A 24654-nucleotide genomic window follows, 5' to 3' on the forward strand; every position below is an offset into this window, starting at 1 on the left:
CCATGCCTTTGGAAATGAACCGCGACGTCTTTATCACCTGTGCTGTGACCGGATCGGGCGGGACGCAGGATCGCAGCCCGCATGTGCCGCGCTCACCCAAGCAGATTGCCGACAGTGCGATTGCGGCGGCCAAAGCGGGGGCCGCAGTGGTGCATTGCCATGTGCGTGATCCTGAGACGGGTGCGCCTTCACGCGATCTGGCGCTGTATCGCGAGGTGACGGACCGCATCCGGGATGCCGAGGTTGATGCCGTTCTGAACCTGACCGCCGGTATGGGTGGTGATATGGTGTTTGGTGGGATCGAAAACCCGCTGCCACTGGCAGAGGCCGGAACCGACTTGGTTGGAGCGACCGAACGGGTGGCACATGTGGCCGAGTGCCTGCCCGAGATTTGCACTTTGGACTGCGGCACCATGAATTTTGCCGAAGCGGACTATGTCATGACCAACACGCCCGGCGCGTTGCGGGCAATGGGGCAGATGATGACCGATCTGGGTGTGAAGCCCGAGATCGAAGCCTTTGATACCGGCCATCTGTGGTTTGCCAAACAACTGGTGAAAGAGGGCGTTCTAGAGCCAAATGCTTTGGTTCAGCTATGCATGGGCGTGCCTTGGGGTGCGCCGGATGATCTGAACACCTTTATGGCGATGGTGAACAACGTCCCTGATGACTGGACCTTCAGCGCCTTCTCGCTGGGTCGGAACGAGATGGCCTATGTGGCCGCGTCGGTTCTGGCGGGCGGAAATGTGCGTGTCGGGTTGGAAGACAATTTGTGGCTCGAGAAGGGTGTGTTGGCTGAGAACTGGCAGTTGGTCGAACGCGCAGGCAGCATCATCGAAAATATGGGCGCACGGGTGATTGGACCTGAAGAAGTGCGTGAGAAGTTAGGGCTGGTGAAACGGGCACCGGTGACGAAGTAGGTACAACACCAGGCCGCGACCGATCCTGGGAGGGTGCGAATGCGCCCTCCCGTGGGGAGGGTCGGGCGCGGCCGGGTTCGCGGTGCGAACCCGGCGGGAAATTTGGAGGACAGGGCAATGAAAACCGCAGCGATCATTGGTGGCGGAGTTATTGGTGGCGGCTGGGCCGCACGGTTCTTGCTGAATGGATGGGACGTCCGGGTGTTTGACCCGGATCCCGAGGCCGCGCGTAAGATCGGTGAGGTTCTGGATAATGCACGGCGCTCGTTGCCGGGGCTGAGTGATATGCCGCTGCCACCTGAAGGCACGCTGACGTTTCATGAGGACATGGCGGATGCCGTTCGGGATGCAGCTTGGATTCAGGAGAGTGTTCCAGAGCGGCTGGACCTGAAGCTGAGGGTTTACAAGAGCTTGCAAGAGGCCTGCGATCCCGATGCGATCATCGGCTCGTCGACCAGCGGGTTTAAACCTTCAGAATTGCAGGACGGTGCCTTGCGCCCCGAGCAGATCATGGTGACGCATCCGTTCAACCCGGTCTATCTGTTGCCATTGATCGAACTGGTGCCCACCGACAAGAACCCGCCCGAGATGGTTTCCAAGGCCAAGGATGTACTGACATCGGTGGGGTTCTTCCCGCTCCACGTCAAGAAAGAGATCGATGCGCATATCGCGGACCGGTTCCTTGAGGCGGTCTGGCGCGAGGCGCTGTGGCTGGTCAAGGATGGTATCGCCACAACCGAAGAGATCGACGAAGCCATCCGCATGGGCTTTGGCATTCGCTGGGCGCAAATGGGACTATTCGAGACCTATCGCGTGGCAGGTGGCGAAGCTGGCATGCGGCATTTCATGGCGCAGTTTGGGCCCGCGCTGAAATGGCCCTGGACCAAACTGATGGATGTGCCCGAGTTTACCGATGAATTGGTCGATATGATTGCCGATCAGTCGGATGCGCAGTCCGGAATGCACTCGATCCGCGAGCTGGAGCGTATCCGTGACAACAACCTTGTCGGCATGATGCGCGCGCTCAAGACGCAGAATTATGGCGCGGGGGCCGTGTTGAACCAGCACGACGCGGCGATGAAATCCGGTGCTTTGCCGACACTGGATCAGGCTGACTTGAGCCAGCCGATCCTGACCCTGTCGCGCGCGGTTCCTTTGGACTGGACCGACTATAACGGCCATATGAATGAAGCGAAGTATCTAGAGGCGTTTGCCGCCGCAACGGACCGCTTCATGGAAATCATCGGATGTGACATGGAGTACATCACTTCCGGTGGAAGCTACTTCACCGCCGAGAACCATATCCGGTATCTGGACGAAACCCATGCCGGGGCCCGGATCGAGGTGCGTACTCAGATGCTGTTGGGCCAAGGCAAGAAGCTGCACGTGTTTCACAGCATGTATGAGGGCGACAAGCTTTTGGCGACGGGCGAGAGTTTCCTGTTGCATGTCGATCTTGAAACACGACGCCCCTCAGCACCTTCGGATCAGATCGAGGATGCCATGGCACGGATTACCCAGGCGCAAGCCGATCTGCCTTATCCCGAGGGGGCAGGTGCCGCGATCCGGAAACCCGTATGACGCAGCGGGTTCTGATCACGGCGGGTGCCTCGGGTGTTGGGCGCGCGATGGCCGAGGCGTTTGATGCAGCAGGGGCGCGGGTCTGGGTTGTCGATATCGACGATGCGGCGCTGAATAGCTGCCCGGAGAACTGGCAGACATGCAAAACCGATGTCTCGGATGAGGCGCAGGTGGCTGATTTGTTCGACCAGATTACCAAGGCGTGGGGCGGGCTGGATGTGCTTTGTGCCAATGCGGGTGTCGCCGGGCCAACGGCCTTGGTTGAGAATGTGTCTTTAAGTGATTGGAAAAATTGCCTTTCAGTCAATCTTGAAGGGGCGTTTCTGTGTTCGAAATACGCGGTTCCCATGCTCAAGAAACAGGCGCGCGGGGCTGTTTTGATCACGTCATCGACCGCTGGACAATATGGCTATCCGAACCGCTCGCCTTATGCCGCCGCGAAATGGGCGATGGTTGGATTGGGTAAGACGCTGGCGATGGAGCTTGGTCCACATGGCATACGCTGCAATGTGATCTGCCCCGGCTCTGTCGAAGGCCCACGCATGGAAGGGGTATTGCAGCGCGAGGCCGTGGCCAAGGGCATGACCCGCGATCAGGTCTATGAGGGTTATGCCTCGGGCACCTCAATGGGGCGCTTTGTCGAAGCGCGGGATATTGCTGATATGGCGGTATTCCTGGCCTCGGATGCGGCGCGGCTGGTTTCGGGTCAGGTCATCGCTGTGGACGGACATACGGTCAATCCCGACCCGAAACTCTGATTTGGGTCAGCCTTGATTCGGGCCTCTGATCTGGCGGATCGTGCTGCGGACGGCTTGCCAGTCTTTGGCCTGCTGTGCGTTTCCGGCAGCTTCAGATTCGCGCATCTTTTGAGCGGCTTCCGCCTCGGCCCGGTCTCCGTGAACCGAGTACAAGGCACGTGCATATTGCGCTGTTTTGAGTGCGTCCATTTCGGTCATCCTCCGTGGAATGTCTGAGGGTTCGCGCAGTCACTATACTACACGGCCAGTCGGATCGCACGATTGGGGGATTCCCTTAAACAGTTGCCTTTTCAGCTTCGGCCCGCAATTCGCGCAGATGCTGAGGGAAATGACGGGCGGTCATATCGGCCTCGCGGATCAGCGTGTCGAAGTGGCGGGTAAACACCTCTATCCGGTCCCGATCGCGGAACGCCATGTAATGGCTGCCGGCATAGAAGACGCACAGCAGTGGGCCAAAGATCGTCACCGGCGCAGAATACAAGCGTTTGGCGTCAAACAGATAGATCCGCAGACGCGGGTAGAGCTGTTCGCACAGGGCCAGAAGGTGGTCGATCTGCTCCAGCCGAACCTTTAGCGGTAGGCCTTGGTAATAGCCTTCACCAAGGGCAAAGCTGCGCATTTCGAATAAGGGCATCGCGATCTCATAATCCGATTGCGCACTGCGCATCCATGTTAGCCGATCCTCGGAGGCCCCAATTGCCTGATCCGCCGTGCGGCCCAGATGCGGGGCGTATTCCCATTCCAGCACGGCGCGGGTCTTGAGCATATCGGGCAGGGTGGCCGGGACATAGCGGATCTTGTAGCCCGCAGCCTCTTGATGCCATTGGAAAATCCGCTCATCCACCAATGCGCGCGGGGCCTCTGTCATGCTTAGGGACCCGGCCAACAGTTCCGCCGCGCTTTCGGGTCGGTCTGATAGGCTGAGAAGCCAATCGGCCGAAACACCCAGCGCCGCTGCGCAGCCACCAATCACATGGGCATTGGGCAGGCGCGCGCCGTCATCCGCCAGCAGTTGCGAGACGGTGGACCGGTCCACGCCAATGCTGCGGGCCAGGGCGCTTTGGCTGGTTTGGCGGTCTTCCATCGCGCGGGCCAAGCGTAGGCGAAACTGCGCGGCGCGCACTCGTTTGTCGAGTTTTTCATCCATGTGTTTAAAAATATCACATTTGATGAATTTTGTTAATCATATTCAGAATTCCCAACAGGTCGCCCCGTAGATAACGCTTTTGTGAGAACAATAAAAACGGGGTCCGGAATGGAGACGCGGCAAAGATCGGTCGTGAAGGCACTGATTTGGAACGTCATGGGGTTGGCGGTCATGACTGTGGTCGGTCTGATTGCCACCGGGTCAGCGGCTGTTGGCGGTGCGTTGGCACTGGTCAATACGGCCATCGGTGTGACGCTGTATGTCGCCTATGAACGGGTTTGGGCTGGGATCGCGTGGGGCCGCAATGGCTGAACCAACGCTGCCTAAAACGCCTGAATGGGGGACATTTGCCCTGATCATCGCCTGTTACGCCGCCTGGTTGGCGGGTTTGTTCTGGCTGGCCGCCTGGTCCCTATGGCTGGCCACCCCGGCCTTGGGTCTGGTTGCTGCCTTGCATTCCTCACTGACGCATGAGGCATTGCATGGGCATCCGTTTCGCGCCAAATGGTTGAACGAGGCGCTGATGGCCCTGCCGCTGACTTTGTTCATCCCATTTAACCGCTTCCGCGATCTGCATTTGGCGCATCATCAGGACGCCAACCTGACCGACCCCTATGACGACCCCGAAACGAACTATTTGGACCCGAAAGTTTGGGCGCGATTGTCGTGGTGGCAAAAGCGGCTGTTTGTGGCCAACAACACGCTTCTGGGCCGGATCGTGCTGGGCCCGGCAATCGGACAAGTGATGTTTCTGCGCGATGAATGGCATGGGACGATCCGAGGGGACCGCGCCATACTTCTGGCTTGGGCAATGCATATCCCCGGCGTAGCGGTGGTTTTGTGGGTGGTCGCGCAATCGGCTATGCCGATCTGGGCCTTTGTTCTATCGGCCTATGTCGGGCTGGGGCTAGTCAAAATCCGGACCTTTCTTGAACACCGCGCGCATGAGAAATCTCGCGCTCGGACGGTGATTGTCGAGGATCGAGGGCTGTTGGCCTTTCTGTTTTTGAACAACAACCTGCACGTTGTTCATCACATGAACCCTTCGGCCCCATGGTACCGTCTGCCTGCACTCTATCAGGCAGGAAAAGACCGCTATCAGGCCTGCAACGAAGCCTATGTCTATCGCTCATACGCGCAGATTTTCAAAGAATACTTCTGGCGCGCGAAAGATCCGGTGGCGCATCCGCTCTGGCCAAAGCCCTGATTTCACGACAGAAGGGACGCCATGAGTTTATGGATTCCCGTCACCATCGCCGCCGCTTCGTTCCAGACGGTGCGGTTCATGCTGCAGAAGTCGCTCAGCAGCGTGAAACTTTCCGCCGCTGGTGCAACCTTTGCGCGGTTTGCCTATTCGATGCCGCTGGCGGTTCTTGGATTGATTGTTGCGATTTGGGTAACGCAGGCCGCGATACCATCCCTGACCGCACAGTTCTGGCTATTTGTAGCCATTGGCGGGACGGCGCAGATTTTGGCGACCATCTGCGTGGTTGCCCTGTTCAAACAGCGCAATTTCGCGGTCGGGATCACCTTTAAGAAAACCGAAGTGATCCAAACAGCGATTGTCGGGTTTCTGGTGCTTGGGGATGAGGTTTCTGCCGGGGCGCTTGGTGCGATCCTGTTGGGGTTGTTGGCGGTTCTGGTACTGTCCAAAACACCGGACGGAGACGGAGCATGGTGGCGCCATCTGACCAACCGCGCGTCGCAACTTGGGCTTGGGTCTGGTGTGCTGTTTGCGTTCTCGGCCGTCAGTTATCGCGGCGCATCACTAGAGCTTGGCGACATCGATGCATGGTTCCGCGCCCTGATCACTCTGGCGGCGGTGGTCACGTTTCAGTTTCTCAGCATGGGGCTGTGGCTGCTGTGGCGTGACCGGGCCGAATTGCTAGCCGTCTGGGAGACACGATCCACCGGCGTCTTCGTTGGATTGACCAGCCTTGGCGGGTCGTTCTGCTGGTTCTTGGCCTTTACGCTGCAGAACGCGGCTTATGTCAAAGCACTAGGGCAGGTGGAGCTGATCCTCAGCCTTTTGGCTTCGATCCTGTTCTTCCGTGAGACAATCACCCGGCGCGAGATTGCCGGGATGGGCTTGCTGGGTATCTCGATACTGGCGCTGGTACTGGCGATCTAGCTGGCGCGACGCTCGTCGAAGCTGAGCGCGATGAAGCTGGGCAGATGGTCGCCCATGCCGACAACCTTTGGGCCATGGTCGTCCCGACGACCACGCCCCTTGGCAGGCTTGTCCTGCTTGCGCTCATCCTTCTTGCGGTCGTGCTTTTTGTCGTCCGAGAATCTGGTCTTTTTCTCGGGCTTTGAGACCTCTGGCTTGGGCTCTTCCTTCACCGGATTGTCGATACGCGGAATGTCCTTCTGGATCAGCTTCTCAATCGCATCCAGAGCCTTTTCGTCCCGACCCGAGCAGATCGTGATGGCCTTGCCTTCGCGCCCGGCTCGGCCTGTACGGCCAATGCGGTGGACGTAATCCTCGGCATGACCGGGCACGTCGAAATTGAACACATGGCTGACCGACGGAATATCGAGACCACGCGCCGCCACGTCAGAAGCAACCAGCAGGCGTAAAGACCCATCACGGAAGCCGTCCAGCGTTTTCATCCGCTGGGACTGATCCAGATCGCCATGGATCGCTGCGGCGTTATAGCCGTATTTCTTCAGCGACTTGGCGCAGATATCCACGTCCGTCTTGCGGTTGCAGAAGATGATCGCGTTGGTGCATTTGTCACCTTCGGCGTCGATCAGTGCGCGCAGAACCTTGCGTTTTCCGCTGGCCTCGCGATCCCGGCGACCGCCTTTGAACATGACAACACCCTGTTCGATGGTCTCGGACGCGGTGGCCTGACGGGCAACCTCGATCCGGGCGGGGGCGGACAGGAAGGTGTCGGTGATCCGCTCAATCTCCGAGGCCATGGTGGCCGAGAAGAACAGCGTCTGGCGCGTAAACGGCGTCAGCGAGAAGATACGCTCGATATCAGGGATGAAGCCCATATCCAGCATCCGGTCGGCCTCATCCACCACCATGATCTGAACGCCGGTCAGCAACAGCTTGCCGCGTTCGAAATGGTCCAGCAGACGGCCCGGAGTGGCAATCAGTACGTCGACGCCCCGGTCGATCAGCGCATCTTGTTCCTTGAAGCTGACTCCGCCGATCAACAGCGCCTTGGTCAGCTTTACATTCTTGGCATAGGTGTCGAAATTCTCAGCCACCTGCGCGGCCAACTCACGCGTAGGACACAAAACCAGCGAGCGCGGCATGCGCGCACGGGCGCGGCCACGGGCCAGCAGTGTGATCATAGGCAGCGTGAAGCTGGCGGTTTTACCCGTGCCGGTTTGCGCAATCCCAAGAACATCGCGCCCTTCAAGCGCAGGTGGTATCGCGCCTTCCTGGATCGGAGTGGGGCTTTCGTATCCGGCTTCCTCAATGGCTTTGAGGACCTTCGGGTTCAGGTTCAGTTCGTTAAACTTTGTCATGTATGTCCGGTTCATGCGGACACTTGACCTGGCCCGCGCGTCTGAAAAATGCCGGGCCCGGATGGCCATGCGCTTTTTGCGCATTTCGGCTTGGGCGCGGACATAACAAAAAGGTAGGTCAGGGTCAAACAAAGACCAGCTTGTCGCACATGCACGGCGTCAATGCGGGATTCTACGCAACAATTCAGCCACTTCCGGGGAAATGTTGTGAGATTTTCTGACTCAGGTTCAATGGCCTGTGCCGGATCAGGCCGTAACGTTCCAACCGCGCGCGCACGTCAGGGTCCTGACCGCTGATCTCGGCATAGAAGGCGCGCAGACCGTCCATGCCTTGTTCGTCCTTGATCCAGCTGAACAACTCATTCTTGTTCAAGCCACCTTTTTCGCGCGGCACGTTGGGCGACATGCCGGGCTGGTAAGACCCTTTGGTCATCCGAAAATCATAGTGCGCGATCCAGTGATCCCAATCCGGTGCGTGTCGGTGGCAGAGTTCAAACTGAGGCTGTTCGTGTTTGCAGGGCAGTAGTTTCTTGTTCTGAAACAGGTTGTGTATCCGAAAGCTGAGGTTTTCCAGCCCTGTACGCACGATCAACTTTCCCTGCACATGACTCAGGAACCCGCCCAGCACAAAGGCGCCATAGGTTGGGTAAATCTCTTGCACCATTGCCTCGCGATTGGGGCTTTTGGGGATATGTGCCTTATACAGGTCATCGCCGCCTGACATCGCCTCTGACGGCCGCACGCGGACCGCAGGGATATCTTGCGGGACTGTCGCCAGCACATCCGCGACCGGCTCTGACGACCACAGAAATTCATCCACATCGATATGGGCCAGCCAGTCCAAATCGGCACGTCGATAGGTATGGGTCGCGATAAAGGTCTGGCGAATCTGGTGCTTGTCCGGGCGTCCGCGCGTGCGTTTTGACCAGAATGCATCATCGCACGACTGCACCTGCACCTTTGGATGCTGGCTGAGCGCCTGAAAGGCAGCCCGGTTCGGCTCGTCCAGAAAGATGTAAAGCCGGTCCGCCCCCAGATCGAGGTGATGTGCCGCAAAGCCAAGGATATCCTTGGCCCGGCCACGTACCATCGAGACAATGCCCCAACGGGTCATGTACGGGACCGCAGCGTCGCGCGGCGGTTGCGCATGTGTTTTAGCCGGCGAAACACGGTGCCGGGATCGGCGTTTAACGCGCTCAGCAAGTGATCGGCAAGCGGGGCGATTGTTGGGTCATTCAGGGCTTTGGTCCAGATGGGCGCAATCAGATTGGTATCCAGCCCGCCGGAATCCAGTGAGAAGGATTTCATTTGCAGGGGCAAGGACGTGTGGACCTTGTTGCGTGATCCATAGGCAGTTTCCGGCGCCGTGCCGGAAAACAGGCGTTCGTATTCGTAAATCTTCATCAACCCAAACAGCATGCGCAGTGCTTGCCCGACCTCGCGCTGTGTTGGGGTTTGCCCGTGATCGGCGAAGGTCTGGACCGAGGAGACGAGCCAGCGCAGGTCCAGCACAGACAGAAGATGCTCGGATTGTTCAGCCCAGAGCCGCTGAAACAGATCGGGGGCCTGGCGCGGGAACGACCGTTTGCGCAGATTTGCAACCAGTTGGGCGTTCAGAAAGGCGAGTTCTGACTGTCCAATGAACTCTTCCGCGATTTTCACGCGTTTGCGATCCCAAGATGACTGGATGTCCAAGGGCGGCAATTCGGTTGCACTTTGCGGAACGGTTTGTCCGGCCAGTGCCTCTAGGTCTGCTTCCAGCGGGGGCAGCGTGTTCGCGCCGAACTCAAACGGGGTTCGGCGCTTGTCATAGCCATCCAGCATGTCGGGCAGGCCGCCAGGAAAGGTCAGATCGTCATCGCTCATGCCTGCAGGATTGCACAGCCTGAGTCTGCTGTGCAATCAACCCTTTGCCTTAAACCATCATCTCTTTGGTGGCCGTCAGGTTCAGCGCCGGATAGTCACGCACGACGCGGTCAATATCCCATTGCAGGCGGGTCAGATAGACAATGTCGCCGTCGTGGTCATGAGCGATGTGCTGCTTGTTGGCGTTGACGAATTTCTCAACTTCGGCCTTCTCACCGCTGACCCAACGGGCCGAGGTGAACTGAGACGCCTCGAACCGAACCGGCAGGCCGTATTCCATCTCGATCCGGCTGGCGAGCACTTCAAACTGCAATGCGCCCACGACACCCACGATAAAGCCCGAGCCGATCGAGGGTTTGAACACCTTGGCTGCGCCTTCTTCGGCAAACTGCATCAGCGCTTTTTCCAGATGCTTGGCCTTCATCGGATCGCCCGGGCGGACGGTTTGCAGCAGTTCCGGTGCAAAGGACGGGATGCCGGTCACGCGGATCGCTTCGCCTTCGGTCAGCGTATCGCCAATGCGCAGTTGCCCGTGGTTCGGAATGCCGATGATGTCTCCGGCCCAGGCTTCCTCGGCCAGTTCCCGGTCCGAGGCCAGAAACAGCACAGGGTTCGAGATCGCCATGGGCTTTTTTGACCGCACATGGGTCAGCTTCATGCCGCGTTTGAAATGCCCCGAGGCCATGCGTACAAAGGCCACACGGTCGCGGTGCTTGGGGTCCATATTGGCCTGAACCTTGAAGACAAACCCGGCGACCTTCTTTTCATCCGGGGAGATCTGGCGTGGCTCAGCCGATTGAACCTGCGGCTGCGGACCATAGGCGCCGATGCCCTCCATAAGCTCTTTCACTCCGAAGGAATTGATCGCAGAGCCGAACCAGATCGGGGTCATGTGCCCTTCCAGAACCGCTTGCGGATCGAGGGCAGGCAGCAATTCGCGCGCCATCTCGACCTCTTCCAGCAGTTTCTCAAGCAGATGTTCGGGCACGTGTTCGGCCAGTTTGGGATCGTCCAAACCATCGATCTGAATGCTCTCGGCCACTTTGTTGCGGTCGGCGCGGTCCATCAGTTCCAGCCGGTCGCGCAGCATGTCATAGCAGCCGATGAAGTCGCGACCCACGCCGATGGGCCATGCGGCGGGTGTGACGTCGATGGCCAGCATTTCCTGAATTTCGTCGATAATCTCGAACGTATCGCGGCTTTCGCGGTCCATCTTGTTACAAAAAGTCAGGATTGGCAGGTCGCGCAGGCGGCAGACCTCGAACAGTTTCTGAGTCTGGCTTTCGACACCTTTTGCACCGTCGATCACCATCACAGCCGCATCCACGGCGGTCAGGGTGCGGTAAGTATCTTCCGAGAAGTCGCTGTGACCGGGAGTGTCGACAAGATTGAACCGGAAGTCGCGATAGTCGAACGACATCGCCGAGGCGGACACCGAGATACCCCGATCCTTCTCCATCTGCATAAAATCCGAGCGTGTGCGCCGCGCCTCGCCTTTGGCGCGGACCTGACCGGCCATCTGGATCGCACCGCCGTACAGAAGGAACTTCTCGGTCAGCGTCGTTTTACCCGCATCCGGGTGCGAGATGATGGCGAATGTCCGACGACGAGCGATCTCGGGCGGCAGAGTAGGTTGGTTCGAGGCGGTATCAAGCATAAGCGCGCGTATAGGCGGGGAAACCTGCCGAGGCAAGACAAACGGGGTGGCACGAATCGGCTGCTTGTGGCAAAAAGAACAAATAGTGAACAAAATGATGGAGCTGACCGATGAATTTGAAAGATATTGCTGACGAACTGGTTGCAGGCTGCCGCGAGAACAGGGCTAAGGAAAATCTGACCAAGCTTTATGCGCCTGATGCCGTATCCGTCGAAGCACAAGATATGCAAGGCATGGGCCGCGAAACGCAGGGCCTCGATGGCATTGGTGGCAAGCATGACTGGTGGGAAAACGCCCACGAGGTGTCGGGCGCGTCCGTAAGCGATCCGTTCCTGCATGGTGAGGATCGTTTTGCCGTGATCTTCGAAGTTCAGGGCACAGTAAAGGAAACCGGTGAAAGCTTCGACATGCGTGAAGTGGCGATTTATCATGTTGCCGATGGAAAAATCGTGAGAGAGGAGTTTTTCTACTGACGCCGCGCGACATTTCTGATCTGTTTGAGCCGATTTTTATTGTTGCGTGCAGCAACCCACTGGCTAAACAGATCAGATCATCAAGGACCGAGCCTGGAAATGAGCAGTGTTTTCAACAAACTGGCGATGGCATTCATGGCCGTTATCATATTCATTGCCCATCAATCAGATTTAGTTCTTGCCCATCCGGGTCACGGCCCTCCTGACCGACCGGGTTTATCGCGAGGTGGCTCGACCTCGGCGGGTCCTCAGCGGAATGGAAGCGATCGCGACAGGCTTATGACTAAGGCTCAGCGCCTTTCAGCGGATGCCGAGGATCTGGTGAAGAAAAGCGCTCTGTTGCAACGTCGGATTGCAACGGTCGACGCCCGTGTCACGAAATCTGCTAAGGCCTTTCAAAGCACCGGAGAGCTTAGGGACTCAGCGCGCAAACAGGTTTTGCGGTCGGTGCGTTCAGCTCGTCGCGCGACTGAGCAACTGATCAGTGAATTGGAATTGTTTCTGAAAGAGTACTCGGCAGACCTGACGCCAGATGTGCGCAACAGTCTGGATATGCGCCTTGCGCATCTGAATACCCGCGAGACTTATCTTGCTGATCATGAAGAGAAGCTGGCTGACGTTGATGCATGTAGCAGTACGCAGTGTGCGGAGGTTGTGCAAAATCTATATCAGCAGGGTGATTGGACAGGCGAGAGCGCTGAACTCAACGCATTGTCTGAGATACTGACATCGCTCGAAAAAGCGTGAGTCTTGTGCGCTGAATCTATGTGACACCGCTGTTCGATGCGAAAAGGGGAAGTAAATGGATCTGGGAATTCGAGGAAAACGTGCTTTGGTGTGTGCCAGCAGCAAGGGGCTGGGTCTGGGATGTGCCGAAGCTTTGGCCGAGGCCGGTGTCGATCTGGTGATGAATGCGCGCGGTGTCGATGCGTTGGAGGCCGAAGCTGCACGGTTGCGTTCTACATATGGCGTTGATGTGCAGGCCGTCGCGTGTGATGTGACAACCTCGGATGGACAGGCCAAGGTGATCGAAGCAGCGCGGGGCGTTGATATTTTGGTCAACAATGCCGGGGGTCCTCCTCCCGGGATGTGGTCGGATTGGGATCGCGATGATTTCATCAAGGCGCTGGACGCGAATATGCTGACACCGATTGCCTTCATGAAAGCGCTGTTGCCTGCGATGATGGACAAAGGCTGGGGCAGGGTGGTCAATATCACCTCGCAATCCGTGCGCGCACCCATTGCCGTGCTTGGCCTATCGAATGCGGCGCGCACCGGTCTGACCGGCTACGTAGCGGGGACGGCACGGCAGGTGGCCCCTCATGGGGTTAACATCAACAACCTGCTGCCGGGTATTCATGCAACGGATCGCGCAGATGCGCTCGACAGCGGCGTTGCCACACAGCAGAGCATTTCGATCGACGAAGCGCGGGCTGCGCGGGCCGCAACAATCCCGGCGCGTCGCTATGGCACGCGGGCAGAATTTGGCGCCACCTGCGCCTTTCTGTGCTCGCAACAGGCCGGGTTTATCGTTGGGCAGAACATCCTGCTGGATGGCGGCGCAACCAACCTGACGATGTAGCCATGTCACAAGGATATTCGCTGAAAGATCAGCTGTTTAATGATGAGAAGACCCGATATCTGGCCGGGCTTTTTGCCCAGGCGGCCCCGTCTTTTGATCCGGATGCCTTTCATGAGCAGGTGATGTCTCGCCTCACCGAGCTGGAATTGAAAGAGCGCATGACTTGGATTGCAGATTGCCTGCAATCGGCCCTGCCGGGAACACTGCCCGACATCGCCCCCCTGATCCTGCGCGCGCTGCCACCGCCTTTGGACCCGACCAAAACGGATGATGATTTCGGGGATTTTATCTTTGCACCTTTGGGCGAATGGGTGGCCGCGATTGGGCTGAATGCGCCGGAGGATGCTCTGGACCTGTTTGAGGAACTAACCCAAAGGTTTTCAATGGAATGGGCGATCCGCCCGTTCCTGAACCGCTGGCCCGATTTGGTTCTGAACCGGATGCAGGACTGGTGCGCACATGACAGCTATCATGTCCGCCGATTGGTCAGTGAAGGCACGCGCCCGCGCCTGCCTTGGGGGCAGGCGATTGGGTTGGAGCTGAATGATCCTATGCCTTTGCTTGATCGGTTGCATGGCGACAAAACACGCTATGTGACCCGCTCGATTGCCAACCATCTGAACGATATCTCAAAGAAACAGCCCGATCTGGTTCTGGCGCAGCTTAAGGCCTGGCAAGGGGCGGGCAAACAAAATGCGGATGAGCTGGACTGGATGATCGGTCACACGCTGCGTGGCCTTGTGAAGGCCGGTCATCCGGGGGCGATGGCCATGCTGGGCTATGATCCTGACGCCGAACTGGCCGTTGATATCAAGCTTCTGGCAGAGGCGTGGATTGGAGAGGCGCTGGAGTTTTCCGTGGACCTGACAGGCCAGGGTACGCAGCCGGTTCTTGTGGATTATATCATTCACTTTCAGAGACCTGGAGGGAAAACTTCAGCCAAAGTGCACAAGCTGAAACAAGCTGCTTTGAAGGACGGGACATTGCGTTTGGAGAAGCGCCACAAGCTCAAGGCCAACGCGAGCACATTCCAGCTTGTCCCCGGTGCGCATCGGCTTGAGATTCAGGTGAATGGCAAGGTGCGGGCGGGTGTTGATTTCGACCTGCTGGGCTGAGACTTCTCACAGTTTTGTCAAATCGGGCCGGGTGGATTGCCCGGGCCGAAAAGTTACACTAGCTGCTAAGCAGATATCGAACAGAGGACATCCGCGATGAAGCATGAATCGGTGCAGAACTACTATGGCGAAGTGCTGCAAAGCAGTGCGGATTTGCAGACCAATGCCTGCTGCACCCCCGATGACATGCCGGATCATCTGAAGAAAATCCTTTCGAAACTGCATGATGAAGTGCTGACCCGCTACTACGGCTGTGGCCTGATCGCGCCGCTTGACCTTGAGGGGATGAGTATCCTTGATCTGGGCTGCGGCGCTGGCCGGGATGTTTACGTCCTGTCGGCGATGGTGGGTGAGAGCGGACGCGTGGTCGGCGTCGATATGACCCAGGAACAGCTGGATGTGGCTCGTGCGCATCAGGACTACCACGCCAAGGTCTTTGGCTATGCCACCAGCAATGTTGAATTCCACCACTGCTATATCGAAAAACTGGATGAGCTGGATCTGGAACCGGGCTCTTTCGATATCATCGTGTCGAACTGCGTGATCAATCTCGCGACTGATAAAGAGGCGGTTTTGCGCGGCGCGCATCGGTTGCTGAAAGAGGGTGGCGAGATGTACTTCTCGGACGTCTATGCGGATCGCCGTATCCCGCAAGCTATGGCCGAGGATGAGGTTCTTTATGGGGAGTGTCTCTCTGGTGCTTTGTACTGGAACGATTTCCTGTCCATTTCGCGCAAGGCGGGCTTTGGTGATCCGCGCCGCGTGACACACCGGCCCCTAACTATCGAAAACCCGGTGCTCGAAGAACGCGTTGCCCCGTTGAACTTCTTGTCGGCCACGTACCGTTTATTCAAACTGCCCGCGCTGGAGCCCGCATGCGAAGACTACGGTCAGGCCGTGATCTACAAGGGCACCATCCCCAACGCGCCCCATCTGTTCGAACTGGACGACCATCACGCGATTGAAGCCGGCAAGGTCTTCCCGGTTTGTGGCAACACATGGATGATGCTGAAAGATACCCGTTTTGCCCGCCATTTCGACTTTATCGGCGATTTCTCGACTCACTATGGCATTTTCGAAGGCTGTGGCGGTGAAAGCCCATTTGAAGCGATGGGGGCTGAGGCCACTGCCAGCGGCTGCTGCTGATCCCTTGCGCCCAACGGGCGGGGTTGCTATCCCCGCCCAAGCCCGATGGTTTTGATCGGGAAAGGTTACGGGGTCATCGGTGACAGCAGAGGCAACTCCACCACGTTTAGAAGTCCGCAACATGATCCGCCGGTTCGACGGGCGGGTTGTGGTGGATGACGTCTCGCTAGCCGTGCAAGCAGGGCAGGTGACTTGCCTGCTTGGGCCATCGGGTTGCGGCAAATCTACCACGCTGCGGATGATTGCCGGGGTCGAAATGCAGGATTCGGGCGAAATCTACGTCGATGGCAAGCTGATCTGCGATACCGTGTTTCGGGTGCCGCCGGAACGGCGTGAAATTGGCCTGATGTTTCAGGACTTTGCGCTGTTTCCGCATCTGAGCGTCGCCAATAATGTGGCCTTTGGCCTGACCGGCAGCAAAGACCAGAAACGCGCCCGCGTCGAAGAGCTGCTGCGCAAGGTCGATCTGATGCGCTTCATCGATGGCTTCCCGCATCAACTTTCGGGTGGTGAGCAGCAAAGGGTCGCATTGGCCCGTGCGCTGGCGCCGCGCCCCCGGATCATGCTGATGGACGAGCCATTTTCGGGCCTCGACAACCGATTGCGCGATGGTATCCGCGATGAAACCCTGGCGATCCTGAAAGAGGAAGATGCCGCGGTATTACTGGTCACACATGAGCCCGAAGAAGCAATGCGGATGGCGGATGAGATTGCCCTGATGCGCCGGGGCAAGATCGTACAACAGGGCGCGCCCTACAACGTTTACACCCGGCCCGCAGATAAAGAGGCGGTGGCCTTCTTTAGCGACGTCAATGTCTTGCGATCCAATGTGAACGGCGCCCTGGCAGAAACACCGTTTGGTCAGTTCCTGGCCCCCGGCATTCCCGACGGGACGGAGGTCGAGATCGTGTTTCGCCCGCAGCACATCAAGCTGGATTTCGACCGCAATGGCAAAGGCCCATCGCCCACGCCCACTGAAGGGGTTGCCGCGCGCGGCGTTGTCGAACGTGCCCGCTTTTTAGGCAATGAAAGCCTGGTCGAGTTTCGCATGGACTATGACGGTTCGATCCTCAAAGCCACGGTGCCCAATGTGTTTGTCCCCAATCCGGGGCGGGTCATGTGGCTGACGATCCGCCGCGATCGCTGCTTCGTTTTCCCGCTCTGACGCTCAGTTTCCGTTTAAGTGGTGCGCGAAAGCCTCAGATTGCGTGCGCCCCTTGCTTGCCGCAACGCAAGGGCGGGTCTATCAAGGGCCAAACGTGGGGATGTTCGGGCAGATGCGCATACTTCTAACCAATGATGACGGGATCAACGCGCCGGGTCTGACGGTGCTTGAGGCGATTGCAGCCGAAGTGGCAGGGCCAGATGGCGAGGTCTGGGTCGTGGCCCCCGCATTCGAGCAGTCGGGCGTTGGGCATTGCATCAGCTATACGCATCCGACCATGGTGGCCAAGCTGGGCGAGCGTCGCTATGCCGCCGAAGGCTCGCCTGCGGATTGCGTATTGGCCGGTTTGTATGACGTGATGAAGGACGCGCCGCCTGACCTGGTGCTGTCTGGCGTCAACCGGGGCAATAACTCGGCCGAGAATACCGTCTATTCCGGCACAATCGGTGGCGCGATGGAGGCCGCTTTGCAGGGTGTGCCCGCGATTGCATTGTCGCAATACAATGGCCCGCGCAACCGGAATCTGGCCGATCCGTTTGAGGCCGCCGTACGACACGGCACCGATGTGGTGCGCAAGATTTTGGCGGCCAATCCTGCGGATCAGACGGATTACCGGTTGTTTTACAATGTGAATTTCCCGCCCGTTCCTGCGGATGAGGTTCTGGGTGTTCAGGTCTGTGCCCAAGGGTTCAGACGCGAGACACGCCATACGGTTGAGCCACAGACATCACCTTCGGGTCGGCGTTTTCTGTGGGTCCGGGGTGGGCCGCAGGACAAACCGACCGAGCCGGGTACAGATGCGGCGGCCAATCTGGCCGGATATATCTCAGTCACGCCGATGCGGGCGGATCTGACGGCCTATGATGCGCTAGAGGCGTTGAAGTCGATCGAATGAGCGGACTGGACCCCGAAACCGTCATGCAATTCCTGTTTGCCCTGCGCAAACGGGGGGTGACGGACGCGCGTGTGCTGGCTGCGATGGAGCAGGTGGATCGGGGCCGCTTTGTCACTGGGCTGTTCGCGGATCGTGCCTATGAGGATATGCCACTGCCCATCGCCTGTGGGCAAACGATCAGCCAGCCCTCGGTCGTGGGGCTGATGACGCAGGCGTTGGACGTGCGCCCACGCGATACGGTTCTGGAGGTCGGGACAGGCTCGGGCTATCAGGCGGCGGTTCTGTCGAAACTGGCCCGACGGGTCTATACGGTTGAACGCCACAGGCGGCTGGTGAATGAAACCGGCCAGCTGTTTCGCGAGATGGGATTGACCAATGTGACCGCGATGCTGTCGGATGGGTCCTTTGGTTTGCCCGAACAAGCCCCCTTTGATCGGATCATTGTGACAGCCGCGGCAGAGGACCCTCCGGGACCGCTCTTGGCGCAGCTCAAAATCGGGGGTATTATGGTGTTACCCGTAGGACAGTCGGATGCGGTGCAGCAGTTGATCAAGGTCACGCGCACCGAGGATGGTCTGGACTACAACGAATTGTCGTCCGTCCGTTTCGTACCCCTGCTTGAGGGGCTCGGGAAGGATGAGACATAACAGGTATTGAAAGTTTGGTCACCGGAACCCCGGAAAGCAGGGGCAGGTGTTGAGGGCAAACGTGATGAGAGCAGTTTCCAAATCGGCAATGCGCCGTTGTGCGACCGGAGTGGCAGCACTGGCCATATTGGCCGGGTGCGAAGGACCACTGGACTATGACCTGCGCGGTCAGATTGGCGGGTTTTCAACCACAGGGGCGGCGCAATCCGCCACCGCCAGTCGCCCGACGCCCGATGCGCGTGGTGTCATCACCTATCCGAATTATCAGGTGGCTGTTGCCCGACGCGGCGATACCGTCCGCGATGTGGCTGCCCGAGTGGGGCTGCCAGAGAGTGAGCTGTCACGGTTCAACGGCCTGCAAACCACGGACACACTGCGCGAGGGTGAGATCCTCGCGCTGCCGCGTTCCGTTGGTGCGGCCAGCGGGGTCGATATCGCCTCGATCGCCGGGTCCGCCATCGATCAGGCCCCCGCAACGGGCGGCGTGCAGACTACAACACTGGAACCTGCCAAACCGGTAGCGGCCCCGGCACCAGCGCCGACCGGGCCCGAACCAATTCAGCATAAGGTGAAGCGGGGCGAGACGGCCTATACGATTTCGCGTCTGTACCAAGTACCTGTTGAATCGCTGGCCGAGTGGAACGGGCTGGGTCCGGATTTCGCAATCCGCGAAGGTCAGTACCTTCTTATCCCGGTCAAGAACCAGCCAGCTCCGCGCGGGGCCGCTCCGGCAGCGCCTGCGGCGGGTGCGACTAACGTTACACAGCCAGGAGAAGGCTCCCCAACCCCAACGCCTCCGAGCGCCACGCAACCTTTGCCGGACGAACAGGTCGAACCCCGCAGCGAAGCACCGGAGGCCCCTGATGTGACAGCAGAGGCCCCCAGCAACGCAAGCCGCTCCGCATTGGCCTTGCCGGTGACGGGCAAAACCATTCGGACCTATGAGAAGGGCAAGAACGAGGGCATCGACATCGCAGCTGCGCCGGGCACGCCAGTAAAGGCCGCCGATGCCGGCACCGTTGCTGCGATCACTGCGGATGCGGATCAGGTGCCGATCATTGTGATCAAACACAAGAATGACTTGCTGACCGTCTATGCCAATGTCGACGATATCACGGTTAAGAAAGGTGACCGGGTCAAGCGTGGACAACAGATTGCCGCGTTGCGGGGTGGGGATAATGCTTATGTGCATTTCGAAGTCCGCAAAGGGTTCGAATCCGTTAACCCAGAGCCCTATCTGCAGTGAAGCAAATGGCCCGTACCGGGCCATGCCTCCGGCGGGGATATTTTTAGCCAGATGAAGCTGGGATCACGCCTGGGGGTCGTAGTCGCTAAGCCGTTTGCCGGCTTCATCCGTGAAAAGTTCGGGCTGGGGCGTGACCGTTTCGATCAGGTCGATGCGGAAAACGCGAAAGCCATCGCGCAGCTCGCACCAGGCGGTCAGCGTCCAGACGCGGCCCCAGTATTCCATATGCAGGGGGCGGATCGTGCGGTCGGTCAACGTGCCGTCGATACGGCGATAGGACAGGTGCAGTTTCTGACGTGATTTGATCGCAGCACGGATGGGGGCCATATGGGCCAAACCGCGTGCGGCGTCGGCAAAAGGGTAGACGGCGAATTTCCAGGCATCGGCCTCGGCTACGACCTGTGTAGGCAGCACGGCGTCGATTTTCTCGGCAAGGGAATCGGCTGCTGCCTTGAGATCCGGGTCGGCGGCTTCGGCGACGATGGCCATGCCGAGGTTCAGCGCCTCAAGTTCGGACGAGGTCAGGTTCAAGGGGGGCAGAGTGATCTGCTCGCGCACCATATAGCCCACGCCGCGCTCGCCCTCGACCGGAACGCCAGAAGCCACCAGCGTGTCCATATCGCGGTAGATCGTGCGGACCGACACCTCAAGTCGGTCCGCGATGTCCTGCGCGCGGTGCAGTTTGCCGTCGCGCAGGATCTGGATGATATCGAACAGGCGATCAGTGCGGCGCATGACGCGCCATTCTGACCGCAACTAGGCAGTCATGTTCCATAATACGTTCTCATGCCGCATCTGTAGGCTGTCTGGGTTAATGGCTGCCATCAGGGCGGGGGCAAATTCCTGTTCCGGGAATTGCGCAGCAGCGTTTTGCGCCGCCTGCATATCCTGCCAGACCACATAGTCGGTCCAACGCCCGTCATCGCCCTGGCTGAGTTGGCGATGGGCAAATCCGGGGGCCGCGCGCACGAAGGATTCGGTGGATTGGCTAAGCGCGACGAACGCCTCGGGCGAGGTGTCGTCGTTCAAGGTGAAAGTGACGATTTCTGCGACATGGGTCATGTGAGTCTCCGTTGACCAGGTTGCGATATCGCTGTTGTAGTCACATACAACTGACATAAACCTGTCAGTTGTGAAAGGCGAGCTTTGTAAAATCGTATGTTTGGACCGGATTCTGGAGGCGCTACCGTGAAAGCCCCCTTTTTGTGATGGGGGTTTGGGGCATAAACACAAGACCAGATCATATTCCCGGCGTGCTGCGCCGACGTTAAAGGAGAAGAAACATGCTCAATAATATCGGCCTTCCCGGCCTTCTGCTGATTGCTGTTGTGGTGCTGGTGCTGTTTGGTCGTGGCAAGATCAGTTCGCTGATGGGCGAAGTTGGCAAAGGCATCACGTCGTTCAAGAAAGGCGTCAAGGAAGGCGCGGACGAGCTGGAGCAGGATGCAGCCGAAGTTGCCAAGGACGTTACACCGGAAACCGAAAAAGACAAGGTCTAAGCGCAGATGTTTGATCTGGGCTGGACCGAGCTTCTGGTCATCGGCATCGTTGCGCTGATCGTGGTAGGCCCCAAGGACCTGCCGGTGTTGTTTCGCAATGTTGGCCGCTGGGTTGGCAAGGCCCGCGGTATGGCGCGCGAGTTCAGCAGCGCGATGAACGAAGCTGCTGACCAGGCAGGCGTGAACGAGATCAAAAAGGGTTTGAATGCCGCCGCCAATCCGGTGAATACCGCAATGGATGGTGTGAAACAGGCGGCTCAGGATTTGGGCAAGAGCATCGATCCCACCAAGTTCGATCCTGAGAGCGAGACGGGCAAGTTGGCCGCTGAACGGGCCGAACAAGCCAAGAAGATTCAAGCAACAAGCGCGCGCGCGACGGCCGAGCGCAAAGCCAAAGAAGCCGCAGATGCTTTGGCCAAGGCCGAAGAGGCCGAAGCCGCTTTGAACACTGAAGGCAAAACATGAGCAAGACCGACGAAATCGAAGACAGCTCGGCCCCATTGATCGAACATTTGGCCGAGCTTCGCACGCGTCTGATTCACTGCGTTGTGGCGTTTCTGATCGGTATGATCATCTGCTTCACGGTGGCCACGCCGATCTTCAATTTCCTGACGCACCCGTTGTGCGAGGTGCTTAATGAGCGGGGACAGGATTGCGGGCTGATTTTTATCTCGCCGCAGGAAGGCTTCTTTGTTGCCATCAAAGTTTCGCTGTTGGGCGGGTTCATCCTGGCCTTTCCCTATATCGGAATGCAGATGTGGCGGTTCGTTGCTCCTGGGCTCTACCGAACCGAAAAGAACGCGTTTTTGCCGTTCATGATCGCGTCACCCTTCATGTTCCTGTTGGGCGCGAGCTTTGCTTTTTATGTCGTAACGCCCTTGGCGTATGATTTCTTTCTAGGCTTCCAGCAGTTCGGAGCTGAGGGCGAGGCCGTAACCGATGGAGCGACAGCCGCACCGCTCAGCGTGGTGTTTCAGGGCTCGGCGCAGGAATACTTGAACCTGACGATCAAGTTCATCGTGGCCTTTGGTCTCTGCTTCCAGCTGCCCGTATTGCTGACTTTGATGGGTAAAGCAGGATTGGTCAGCGCCGAAGGGCTTGGGTCCGTCCGCAAATATGCGGTCGTCGCAATCTTGGTGCTTGCCGCGCTGGTCACGCCCCCTGACGTGATCACTCAGGTCATATTGTTCGTTGTGGTCTATGGTCTCTACGAGATTTCGATCTTCCTTGTCGCACGGGTCGAGAAGAAGCGCGAAGAACAGCTGCGCGCTGATGGTTACTATGATGACGAGGCTGATGCGGATGAGGAGATCATTCAGGAGGAAGAGGGCAAATAACCCGCTCTGAAGACAAAGATAGGCGCGCCCGGTTTGGCGCGCCTTTTTCGTTTGAGGCCCTTGTTGCATCGCTCGGATCATGGTTTGACAGCGCCACACCAAGATCCGGAGGCCCCGATGGATGACCAAGCCCTGAACCGTATCGCCGACGCACTGGACCGCATGGCCCCTGCGCCTTTGGCTGCCCCGGATTTTAACGCGGCCCCCGCCTTTGTCTGGCATGTCGGCCCGGATCGGTTAGAGCCTGTCACACAAGTCAACCGGGTCGATCTGAACCTGCTGGTCGCGATCAACCGCTCCCGCGATACGTTGCTGGACAATACCCGTCGCTTTGCCGAAGGCTATAAAGCCAATAACGCGCTGCTTTGGGGCGCGCGTGGAATGGGGAAATCCAGTCTGGTGAAGGCCGTGCACGGCACGCTTCAGGATGATCACCCAGACCTGAAACTGGTCGAGCTGCAACGTGAAGACATGGGCTCGGTCGCGCGCCTGCTAAACCACCTGCGCGCGGCGCCGCACCGGTTCATCCTGTTCTGTGATGATCTGTCGTTCAGCCATGATGACCAGCACTACAAATCGCTCAAGGCCGTGCTGGATGGCGGTATTGAAGGGCGGCCCGAAAATGTGGTGTTCTATGCCACTTCAAACCGCCGCCACTTGATGCCGCGGGATATGATTGAAAACGAACGTTCCAGCGCCATTAACCCGTCCGAAGCAGTCGAAGAAAAGGTCTCCCTTTCTGACCGGTTCGGCCTGTGGTTGGGCTTCCACCCGTGCGATCAGGATGAGTACCTGGCCATGATCGACCGCTACTGCGGTGCCTACAGGGTTTCAGTCGACCCGGAAACCTTGCGTGCCGAAGCCATCGAATGGCAGGCCACCCGAGGCGCGCGCTCGGGCCGCGTCGCCTGGCAATTCTTCGTCGATCTGGCAGGGCGCAACGGCGTTCATATCGCCTGATCCCAGCTTCATCTGGCTAAATATATCCCCGCCGGAGGCATAGCCCAAAGGGGCCATTTCCTTAAAGCAGCGCCAAAATCCGCGCAGCCTCAACCGAGGTGCTGGTCAACACATCCCGATCTTCACCGGGATGAAACCGGGCCCGTACGGCGGTGGGCATCGGCGCGGGTTCCACGATGGAAACGCGCGGCCCGGTGCGTTCGGTCTCAACCTGCCAACTGCGGGCCAAAGCCATTTGCGCGGCTTTGGTGGCCCCATAGATGCCATAGAACTTCTCGCCCGCTTTGGGGTCGTCGAAGAACACCGCATGACCCGTTTCGCCCAGCAAAGGCGTCACATAGGGGATCAGGACCGAAGTGGCATTGGCGTTGGTGTTCATCGCCTTGGCCCATTCTTTCGGGTCGACAAAATGCGCGGGCGTCAGGGCCGAGCTATGGACGGCTGTGTGCAACCACAGATCCACCTTGCCCCAGCGATCATGTATGCCCCGGCACAGGGTGGCCATGGCATTGGGATCGGTGATGTCCATTGGGGCCAGGGTTGCAGATCCGCCCTTGGCCTTGATCCGGTCGTCCAGCTCTTCTAGCCCACCGGTGGTGCGGGCGACGGCGACGATATGATATTCGGGGGCCAGCGCCTCGGCCAGGGCTGCGCCCAGCCCGCGAGAGGCCCCGGTGATGAGGGCGATTTTGGTCTGATCGGTCATGGCTGCGGTTTGGACCCCATCGTGCAGGCCGTCAAGAGGCGTCAGCCTCCAGGGATCGCGATCCGCCGGGTCTGGCCGCTTTGTCGCAGCATCACGCCGTGCTCGTCGATGGCCACGATGGTACCCGACCCAACGCGGCTGCCGGTTTTCACTTCTTTGACGCGACCCGAGGACATTCGCATCAGCGCGCGCAAATCCGCCTTGGGACCAAATATCCCAAGCACAGACACAGAGTTTTTCTTCAGCGCGCCTTTTTGCGTTGCCGCGCCTTTAACAGTGGCATTGGACATAAGCTGCGGTCGGGTAGGACCCAGACCCCTTTGGTGAGTGGTAGCAGCGGGTTGGTTAACAAAGGCCAAAAAGGAACAAAAGACTGCCGCAGCGTCGCATGGCCTGACCTGAATCTCAGGGTTTGCGAAGTCTTTGCATTCGCTACGATTTCGCGATCATGCTCGTGTGTCACGTTTT

At 58.6% G+C, this 24654-nt stretch carries 29 protein-coding genes; 19 read left to right on the forward strand and 10 right to left on the reverse strand.

Going from position 1 to position 24654, the window contains the following annotated elements:
• Positions 1 to 2: 2 nt before the first annotated feature.
• The 3 genes from ABLN87_RS01570 (at position 3) to ABLN87_RS01580 (ending at position 3259) form a co-directional block, all read left to right on the forward strand.
• Positions 3 to 920, forward strand: coding sequence for a 3-keto-5-aminohexanoate cleavage protein (locus ABLN87_RS01570; protein ID WP_353006822.1), 918 nt, complete (start codon positions 3 to 5; stop codon positions 918 to 920).
• A gap of 117 nt (positions 921 to 1037) precedes the next feature.
• A complete protein-coding gene (locus ABLN87_RS01575) occupies positions 1038 to 2501 on the forward strand; it encodes a carnitine 3-dehydrogenase (RefSeq protein ID WP_353006825.1) in 1464 nt (487 codons plus the stop codon).
• Complete coding sequence (locus ABLN87_RS01580) at positions 2498 to 3259, forward strand: SDR family oxidoreductase (RefSeq protein ID WP_353006828.1); 762 nt, start codon at positions 2498 to 2500, stop codon at positions 3257 to 3259. Before ABLN87_RS01575 ends, ABLN87_RS01580 begins: the two co-directional genes overlap by 4 nt.
• Positions 3260 to 3265: 6 nt before the next feature.
• Here the strand turns inward: ABLN87_RS01580 and ABLN87_RS01585 are convergent, their stop codons facing one another.
• Together ABLN87_RS01585 and ABLN87_RS01590 are read right to left on the reverse strand one after the other, a co-directional pair.
• Complete coding sequence (locus tag ABLN87_RS01585) at positions 3266 to 3448, reverse strand: hypothetical protein (RefSeq protein ID WP_353006831.1); 183 nt, start codon at positions 3446 to 3448, stop codon at positions 3266 to 3268.
• Between the two features lie 85 nt (positions 3449 to 3533).
• Positions 3534 to 4406: a helix-turn-helix domain-containing protein gene (locus tag ABLN87_RS01590; RefSeq protein ID WP_353006834.1), complete on the reverse strand. Its 873-nt coding sequence runs from the start codon at positions 4404 to 4406 to the stop codon at positions 3534 to 3536.
• A gap of 108 nt (positions 4407 to 4514) precedes the next feature.
• Between ABLN87_RS01590 and ABLN87_RS01595 the strand changes: the two genes are divergently transcribed.
• From ABLN87_RS01595 to ABLN87_RS01605, 3 genes are read left to right on the forward strand one after another with little or no spacing between them, the layout of a single operon-like run.
• Entirely contained in the window at positions 4515 to 4718 is a 204-nt protein-coding gene (locus tag ABLN87_RS01595) for a DUF2061 domain-containing protein (protein ID WP_353006837.1), read from the forward strand.
• The gene (locus tag ABLN87_RS01600; RefSeq protein WP_353006840.1) at positions 4711 to 5613 is read left to right on the forward strand and encodes a fatty acid desaturase; all 903 of its coding nucleotides are present in this window, start codon (positions 4711 to 4713) and stop codon (positions 5611 to 5613) included. Before ABLN87_RS01595 ends, ABLN87_RS01600 begins: the two co-directional genes overlap by 8 nt.
• 21 nt (positions 5614 to 5634) lie before the next feature.
• Positions 5635 to 6537, forward strand: coding sequence for an EamA/RhaT family transporter (locus ABLN87_RS01605; RefSeq protein WP_353006843.1), 903 nt, complete (start codon positions 5635 to 5637; stop codon positions 6535 to 6537).
• Here ABLN87_RS01605 and ABLN87_RS01610 read toward each other — a convergent pair.
• The 4 genes from ABLN87_RS01610 to ABLN87_RS01625 form a co-directional block, all read right to left on the reverse strand.
• Positions 6534 to 7892, reverse strand: a complete 1359-nt coding sequence (locus ABLN87_RS01610) for a DEAD/DEAH box helicase (RefSeq protein WP_353006846.1) — start codon at positions 7890 to 7892, stop codon at positions 6534 to 6536. The two genes, ABLN87_RS01605 and ABLN87_RS01610, sit on opposite strands and share 4 nt — an antisense overlap.
• 184 nt (positions 7893 to 8076) lie before the next feature.
• Positions 8077 to 9006: a glycosyltransferase family 2 protein gene (locus ABLN87_RS01615; RefSeq protein WP_353006849.1), complete on the reverse strand. Its 930-nt coding sequence runs from the start codon at positions 9004 to 9006 to the stop codon at positions 8077 to 8079.
• Positions 9003 to 9758: a hypothetical protein gene (locus tag ABLN87_RS01620; RefSeq protein WP_353006852.1), complete on the reverse strand. Its 756-nt coding sequence runs from the start codon at positions 9756 to 9758 to the stop codon at positions 9003 to 9005. The genes ABLN87_RS01615 and ABLN87_RS01620 overlap by 4 nt, the downstream gene beginning before the upstream one ends.
• Positions 9759 to 9807: 49 nt before the next feature.
• Positions 9808 to 11415, reverse strand: a complete 1608-nt coding sequence (locus tag ABLN87_RS01625; RefSeq protein ID WP_353006855.1) for a peptide chain release factor 3 — start codon at positions 11413 to 11415, stop codon at positions 9808 to 9810.
• Positions 11416 to 11525: 110 nt separating this feature from the next.
• On the opposite strand from ABLN87_RS01625, the gene ABLN87_RS01630 reads away from it, so the two are divergent.
• The 9 genes from ABLN87_RS01630 to ABLN87_RS01670 all read left to right on the forward strand — a co-directional run bounded on the left by ABLN87_RS01630 (position 11526) and on the right by ABLN87_RS01670 (position 19684).
• Positions 11526 to 11888, forward strand: a complete 363-nt coding sequence (locus ABLN87_RS01630) for a nuclear transport factor 2 family protein (protein ID WP_353006857.1) — start codon at positions 11526 to 11528, stop codon at positions 11886 to 11888.
• Positions 11889 to 12167: 279 nt separating this feature from the next.
• Positions 12168 to 12635, forward strand: coding sequence for a hypothetical protein (locus ABLN87_RS01635; protein ID WP_353006859.1), 468 nt, complete (start codon positions 12168 to 12170; stop codon positions 12633 to 12635).
• A gap of 55 nt (positions 12636 to 12690) precedes the next feature.
• Entirely contained in the window at positions 12691 to 13470 is a 780-nt protein-coding gene (locus ABLN87_RS01640; protein ID WP_353006861.1) for an SDR family oxidoreductase, read from the forward strand.
• 2 nt (positions 13471 to 13472) lie between these two features.
• On the forward strand, positions 13473 to 14585 hold the full coding sequence (locus ABLN87_RS01645; RefSeq protein WP_353006863.1) for a hypothetical protein: 1113 nt from the start codon (positions 13473 to 13475) through the stop codon (positions 14583 to 14585).
• A gap of 96 nt (positions 14586 to 14681) precedes the next feature.
• The gene (locus ABLN87_RS01650; protein WP_353006865.1) at positions 14682 to 15731 is read left to right on the forward strand and encodes a methyltransferase domain-containing protein; all 1050 of its coding nucleotides are present in this window, start codon (positions 14682 to 14684) and stop codon (positions 15729 to 15731) included.
• A gap of 121 nt (positions 15732 to 15852) precedes the next feature.
• A complete protein-coding gene (locus tag ABLN87_RS01655) occupies positions 15853 to 16896 on the forward strand; it encodes an ABC transporter ATP-binding protein (protein ID WP_353006867.1) in 1044 nt (347 codons plus the stop codon).
• Between the two features lie 112 nt (positions 16897 to 17008).
• Positions 17009 to 17791, forward strand: a complete 783-nt coding sequence (surE, locus tag ABLN87_RS01660; RefSeq protein WP_353006869.1) for a 5'/3'-nucleotidase SurE — start codon at positions 17009 to 17011, stop codon at positions 17789 to 17791.
• Complete coding sequence (locus tag ABLN87_RS01665) at positions 17788 to 18438, forward strand: protein-L-isoaspartate(D-aspartate) O-methyltransferase (protein ID WP_353006871.1); 651 nt, start codon at positions 17788 to 17790, stop codon at positions 18436 to 18438. The genes surE and ABLN87_RS01665 overlap by 4 nt, the downstream gene beginning before the upstream one ends.
• Positions 18439 to 18502: 64 nt before the next feature.
• On the forward strand, positions 18503 to 19684 hold the full coding sequence (locus tag ABLN87_RS01670) for a peptidoglycan DD-metalloendopeptidase family protein (RefSeq protein WP_353006873.1): 1182 nt from the start codon (positions 18503 to 18505) through the stop codon (positions 19682 to 19684).
• Between the two features lie 63 nt (positions 19685 to 19747).
• Here ABLN87_RS01670 and ABLN87_RS01675 read toward each other — a convergent pair whose 3' ends face one another.
• Positions 19748 to 20419 (reverse strand): helix-turn-helix transcriptional regulator, encoded by a 672-nt coding sequence (locus ABLN87_RS01675; RefSeq protein WP_353006875.1) that lies wholly within the window; start codon positions 20417 to 20419, stop codon positions 19748 to 19750.
• A gap of 21 nt (positions 20420 to 20440) precedes the next feature.
• Complete coding sequence (locus ABLN87_RS01680; RefSeq protein WP_353006878.1) at positions 20441 to 20746, reverse strand: hypothetical protein; 306 nt, start codon at positions 20744 to 20746, stop codon at positions 20441 to 20443.
• Between the two features lie 221 nt (positions 20747 to 20967).
• On the opposite strand from ABLN87_RS01680, the gene ABLN87_RS01685 reads away from it, so the two are divergent.
• The 4 genes from ABLN87_RS01685 (at position 20968) to ABLN87_RS01700 (ending at position 23480) form a co-directional block, all read left to right on the forward strand.
• Entirely contained in the window at positions 20968 to 21183 is a 216-nt protein-coding gene (locus ABLN87_RS01685; RefSeq protein WP_170373887.1) for a twin-arginine translocase TatA/TatE family subunit, read from the forward strand.
• 6 nt (positions 21184 to 21189) lie between these two features.
• Positions 21190 to 21648, forward strand: coding sequence for a Sec-independent protein translocase protein TatB (gene tatB, locus ABLN87_RS01690; protein WP_170530390.1), 459 nt, complete (start codon positions 21190 to 21192; stop codon positions 21646 to 21648).
• Complete coding sequence (tatC, locus tag ABLN87_RS01695; protein ID WP_170530388.1) at positions 21645 to 22520, forward strand: twin-arginine translocase subunit TatC; 876 nt, start codon at positions 21645 to 21647, stop codon at positions 22518 to 22520. The genes tatB and tatC overlap by 4 nt, the downstream gene beginning before the upstream one ends.
• 117 nt (positions 22521 to 22637) lie before the next feature.
• On the forward strand, positions 22638 to 23480 hold the full coding sequence (locus ABLN87_RS01700) for an ATP-binding protein (RefSeq protein ID WP_353006882.1): 843 nt from the start codon (positions 22638 to 22640) through the stop codon (positions 23478 to 23480).
• A 61-nt stretch (positions 23481 to 23541) separates the two neighbouring features.
• On the opposite strand, the gene ABLN87_RS01705 is transcribed toward ABLN87_RS01700, so the two are convergent.
• A complete protein-coding gene (locus ABLN87_RS01705; protein WP_353006884.1) occupies positions 23542 to 24186 on the reverse strand; it encodes an SDR family NAD(P)-dependent oxidoreductase in 645 nt (214 codons plus the stop codon).
• 41 nt (positions 24187 to 24227) lie between these two features.
• Entirely contained in the window at positions 24228 to 24476 is a 249-nt protein-coding gene (locus ABLN87_RS01710) for a hypothetical protein (protein WP_353006886.1), read from the reverse strand.
• Positions 24477 to 24654: the final 178 nt, after the last annotated feature.

The sequence above is a fragment of the Ruegeria sp. SCP10 genome (genome assembly GCF_040329495.1).
In the GTDB taxonomy this organism is placed as follows: domain Bacteria; phylum Pseudomonadota; class Alphaproteobacteria; order Rhodobacterales; family Rhodobacteraceae; genus Ruegeria.

Coding starts and splice junctions, on each gene's coding strand:
- ABLN87_RS01585 (WP_353006831.1), bottom strand. CDS start 3,448: ATGGACGCACTCAAAACAGCGCAATATGCACGTGCCTTGTACTCGGTT.
- ABLN87_RS01625 (WP_353006855.1), bottom strand. CDS start 11,415: ATGCTTGATACCGCCTCGAACCAACCTACTCTGCCGCCCGAGATCGCT.
- ABLN87_RS01600 (WP_353006840.1), top strand. CDS start 4,711: ATGGCTGAACCAACGCTGCCTAAAACGCCTGAATGGGGGACATTTGCC.
- ABLN87_RS01670 (WP_353006873.1), top strand. CDS start 18,503: ATGAGAGCAGTTTCCAAATCGGCAATGCGCCGTTGTGCGACCGGAGTG.
- ABLN87_RS01680 (WP_353006878.1), bottom strand. CDS start 20,746: ATGACCCATGTCGCAGAAATCGTCACTTTCACCTTGAACGACGACACC.
- ABLN87_RS01705 (WP_353006884.1), bottom strand. CDS start 24,186: ATGACCGATCAGACCAAAATCGCCCTCATCACCGGGGCCTCTCGCGGG.
- ABLN87_RS01710 (WP_353006886.1), bottom strand. CDS start 24,476: ATGTCCAATGCCACTGTTAAAGGCGCGGCAACGCAAAAAGGCGCGCTG.
- ABLN87_RS01610 (WP_353006846.1), bottom strand. CDS start 7,892: ATGACAAAGTTTAACGAACTGAACCTGAACCCGAAGGTCCTCAAAGCC.
- ABLN87_RS01605 (WP_353006843.1), top strand. CDS start 5,635: ATGAGTTTATGGATTCCCGTCACCATCGCCGCCGCTTCGTTCCAGACG.
- ABLN87_RS01570 (WP_353006822.1), top strand. CDS start 3: ATGCCTTTGGAAATGAACCGCGACGTCTTTATCACCTGTGCTGTGACC.
- ABLN87_RS01630 (WP_353006857.1), top strand. CDS start 11,526: ATGAATTTGAAAGATATTGCTGACGAACTGGTTGCAGGCTGCCGCGAG.
- ABLN87_RS01575 (WP_353006825.1), top strand. CDS start 1,038: ATGAAAACCGCAGCGATCATTGGTGGCGGAGTTATTGGTGGCGGCTGG.
- tatC (WP_170530388.1), top strand. CDS start 21,645: ATGAGCAAGACCGACGAAATCGAAGACAGCTCGGCCCCATTGATCGAA.
- ABLN87_RS01595 (WP_353006837.1), top strand. CDS start 4,515: ATGGAGACGCGGCAAAGATCGGTCGTGAAGGCACTGATTTGGAACGTC.
- ABLN87_RS01615 (WP_353006849.1), bottom strand. CDS start 9,006: ATGACCCGTTGGGGCATTGTCTCGATGGTACGTGGCCGGGCCAAGGAT.
- ABLN87_RS01655 (WP_353006867.1), top strand. CDS start 15,853: ATGATCCGCCGGTTCGACGGGCGGGTTGTGGTGGATGACGTCTCGCTA.
- ABLN87_RS01640 (WP_353006861.1), top strand. CDS start 12,691: ATGGATCTGGGAATTCGAGGAAAACGTGCTTTGGTGTGTGCCAGCAGC.
- ABLN87_RS01700 (WP_353006882.1), top strand. CDS start 22,638: ATGGATGACCAAGCCCTGAACCGTATCGCCGACGCACTGGACCGCATG.
- ABLN87_RS01590 (WP_353006834.1), bottom strand. CDS start 4,406: ATGGATGAAAAACTCGACAAACGAGTGCGCGCCGCGCAGTTTCGCCTA.
- ABLN87_RS01635 (WP_353006859.1), top strand. CDS start 12,168: ATGACTAAGGCTCAGCGCCTTTCAGCGGATGCCGAGGATCTGGTGAAG.
- tatB (WP_170530390.1), top strand. CDS start 21,190: ATGTTTGATCTGGGCTGGACCGAGCTTCTGGTCATCGGCATCGTTGCG.
- ABLN87_RS01675 (WP_353006875.1), bottom strand. CDS start 20,419: ATGCGCCGCACTGATCGCCTGTTCGATATCATCCAGATCCTGCGCGAC.
- ABLN87_RS01685 (WP_170373887.1), top strand. CDS start 20,968: ATGCTCAATAATATCGGCCTTCCCGGCCTTCTGCTGATTGCTGTTGTG.
- ABLN87_RS01620 (WP_353006852.1), bottom strand. CDS start 9,758: ATGAGCGATGACGATCTGACCTTTCCTGGCGGCCTGCCCGACATGCTG.
- ABLN87_RS01665 (WP_353006871.1), top strand. CDS start 17,788: ATGAGCGGACTGGACCCCGAAACCGTCATGCAATTCCTGTTTGCCCTG.
- ABLN87_RS01645 (WP_353006863.1), top strand. CDS start 13,473: ATGTCACAAGGATATTCGCTGAAAGATCAGCTGTTTAATGATGAGAAG.
- ABLN87_RS01650 (WP_353006865.1), top strand. CDS start 14,682: ATGAAGCATGAATCGGTGCAGAACTACTATGGCGAAGTGCTGCAAAGC.
- ABLN87_RS01580 (WP_353006828.1), top strand. CDS start 2,498: ATGACGCAGCGGGTTCTGATCACGGCGGGTGCCTCGGGTGTTGGGCGC.
- surE (WP_353006869.1), top strand. CDS start 17,009: ATGCGCATACTTCTAACCAATGATGACGGGATCAACGCGCCGGGTCTG.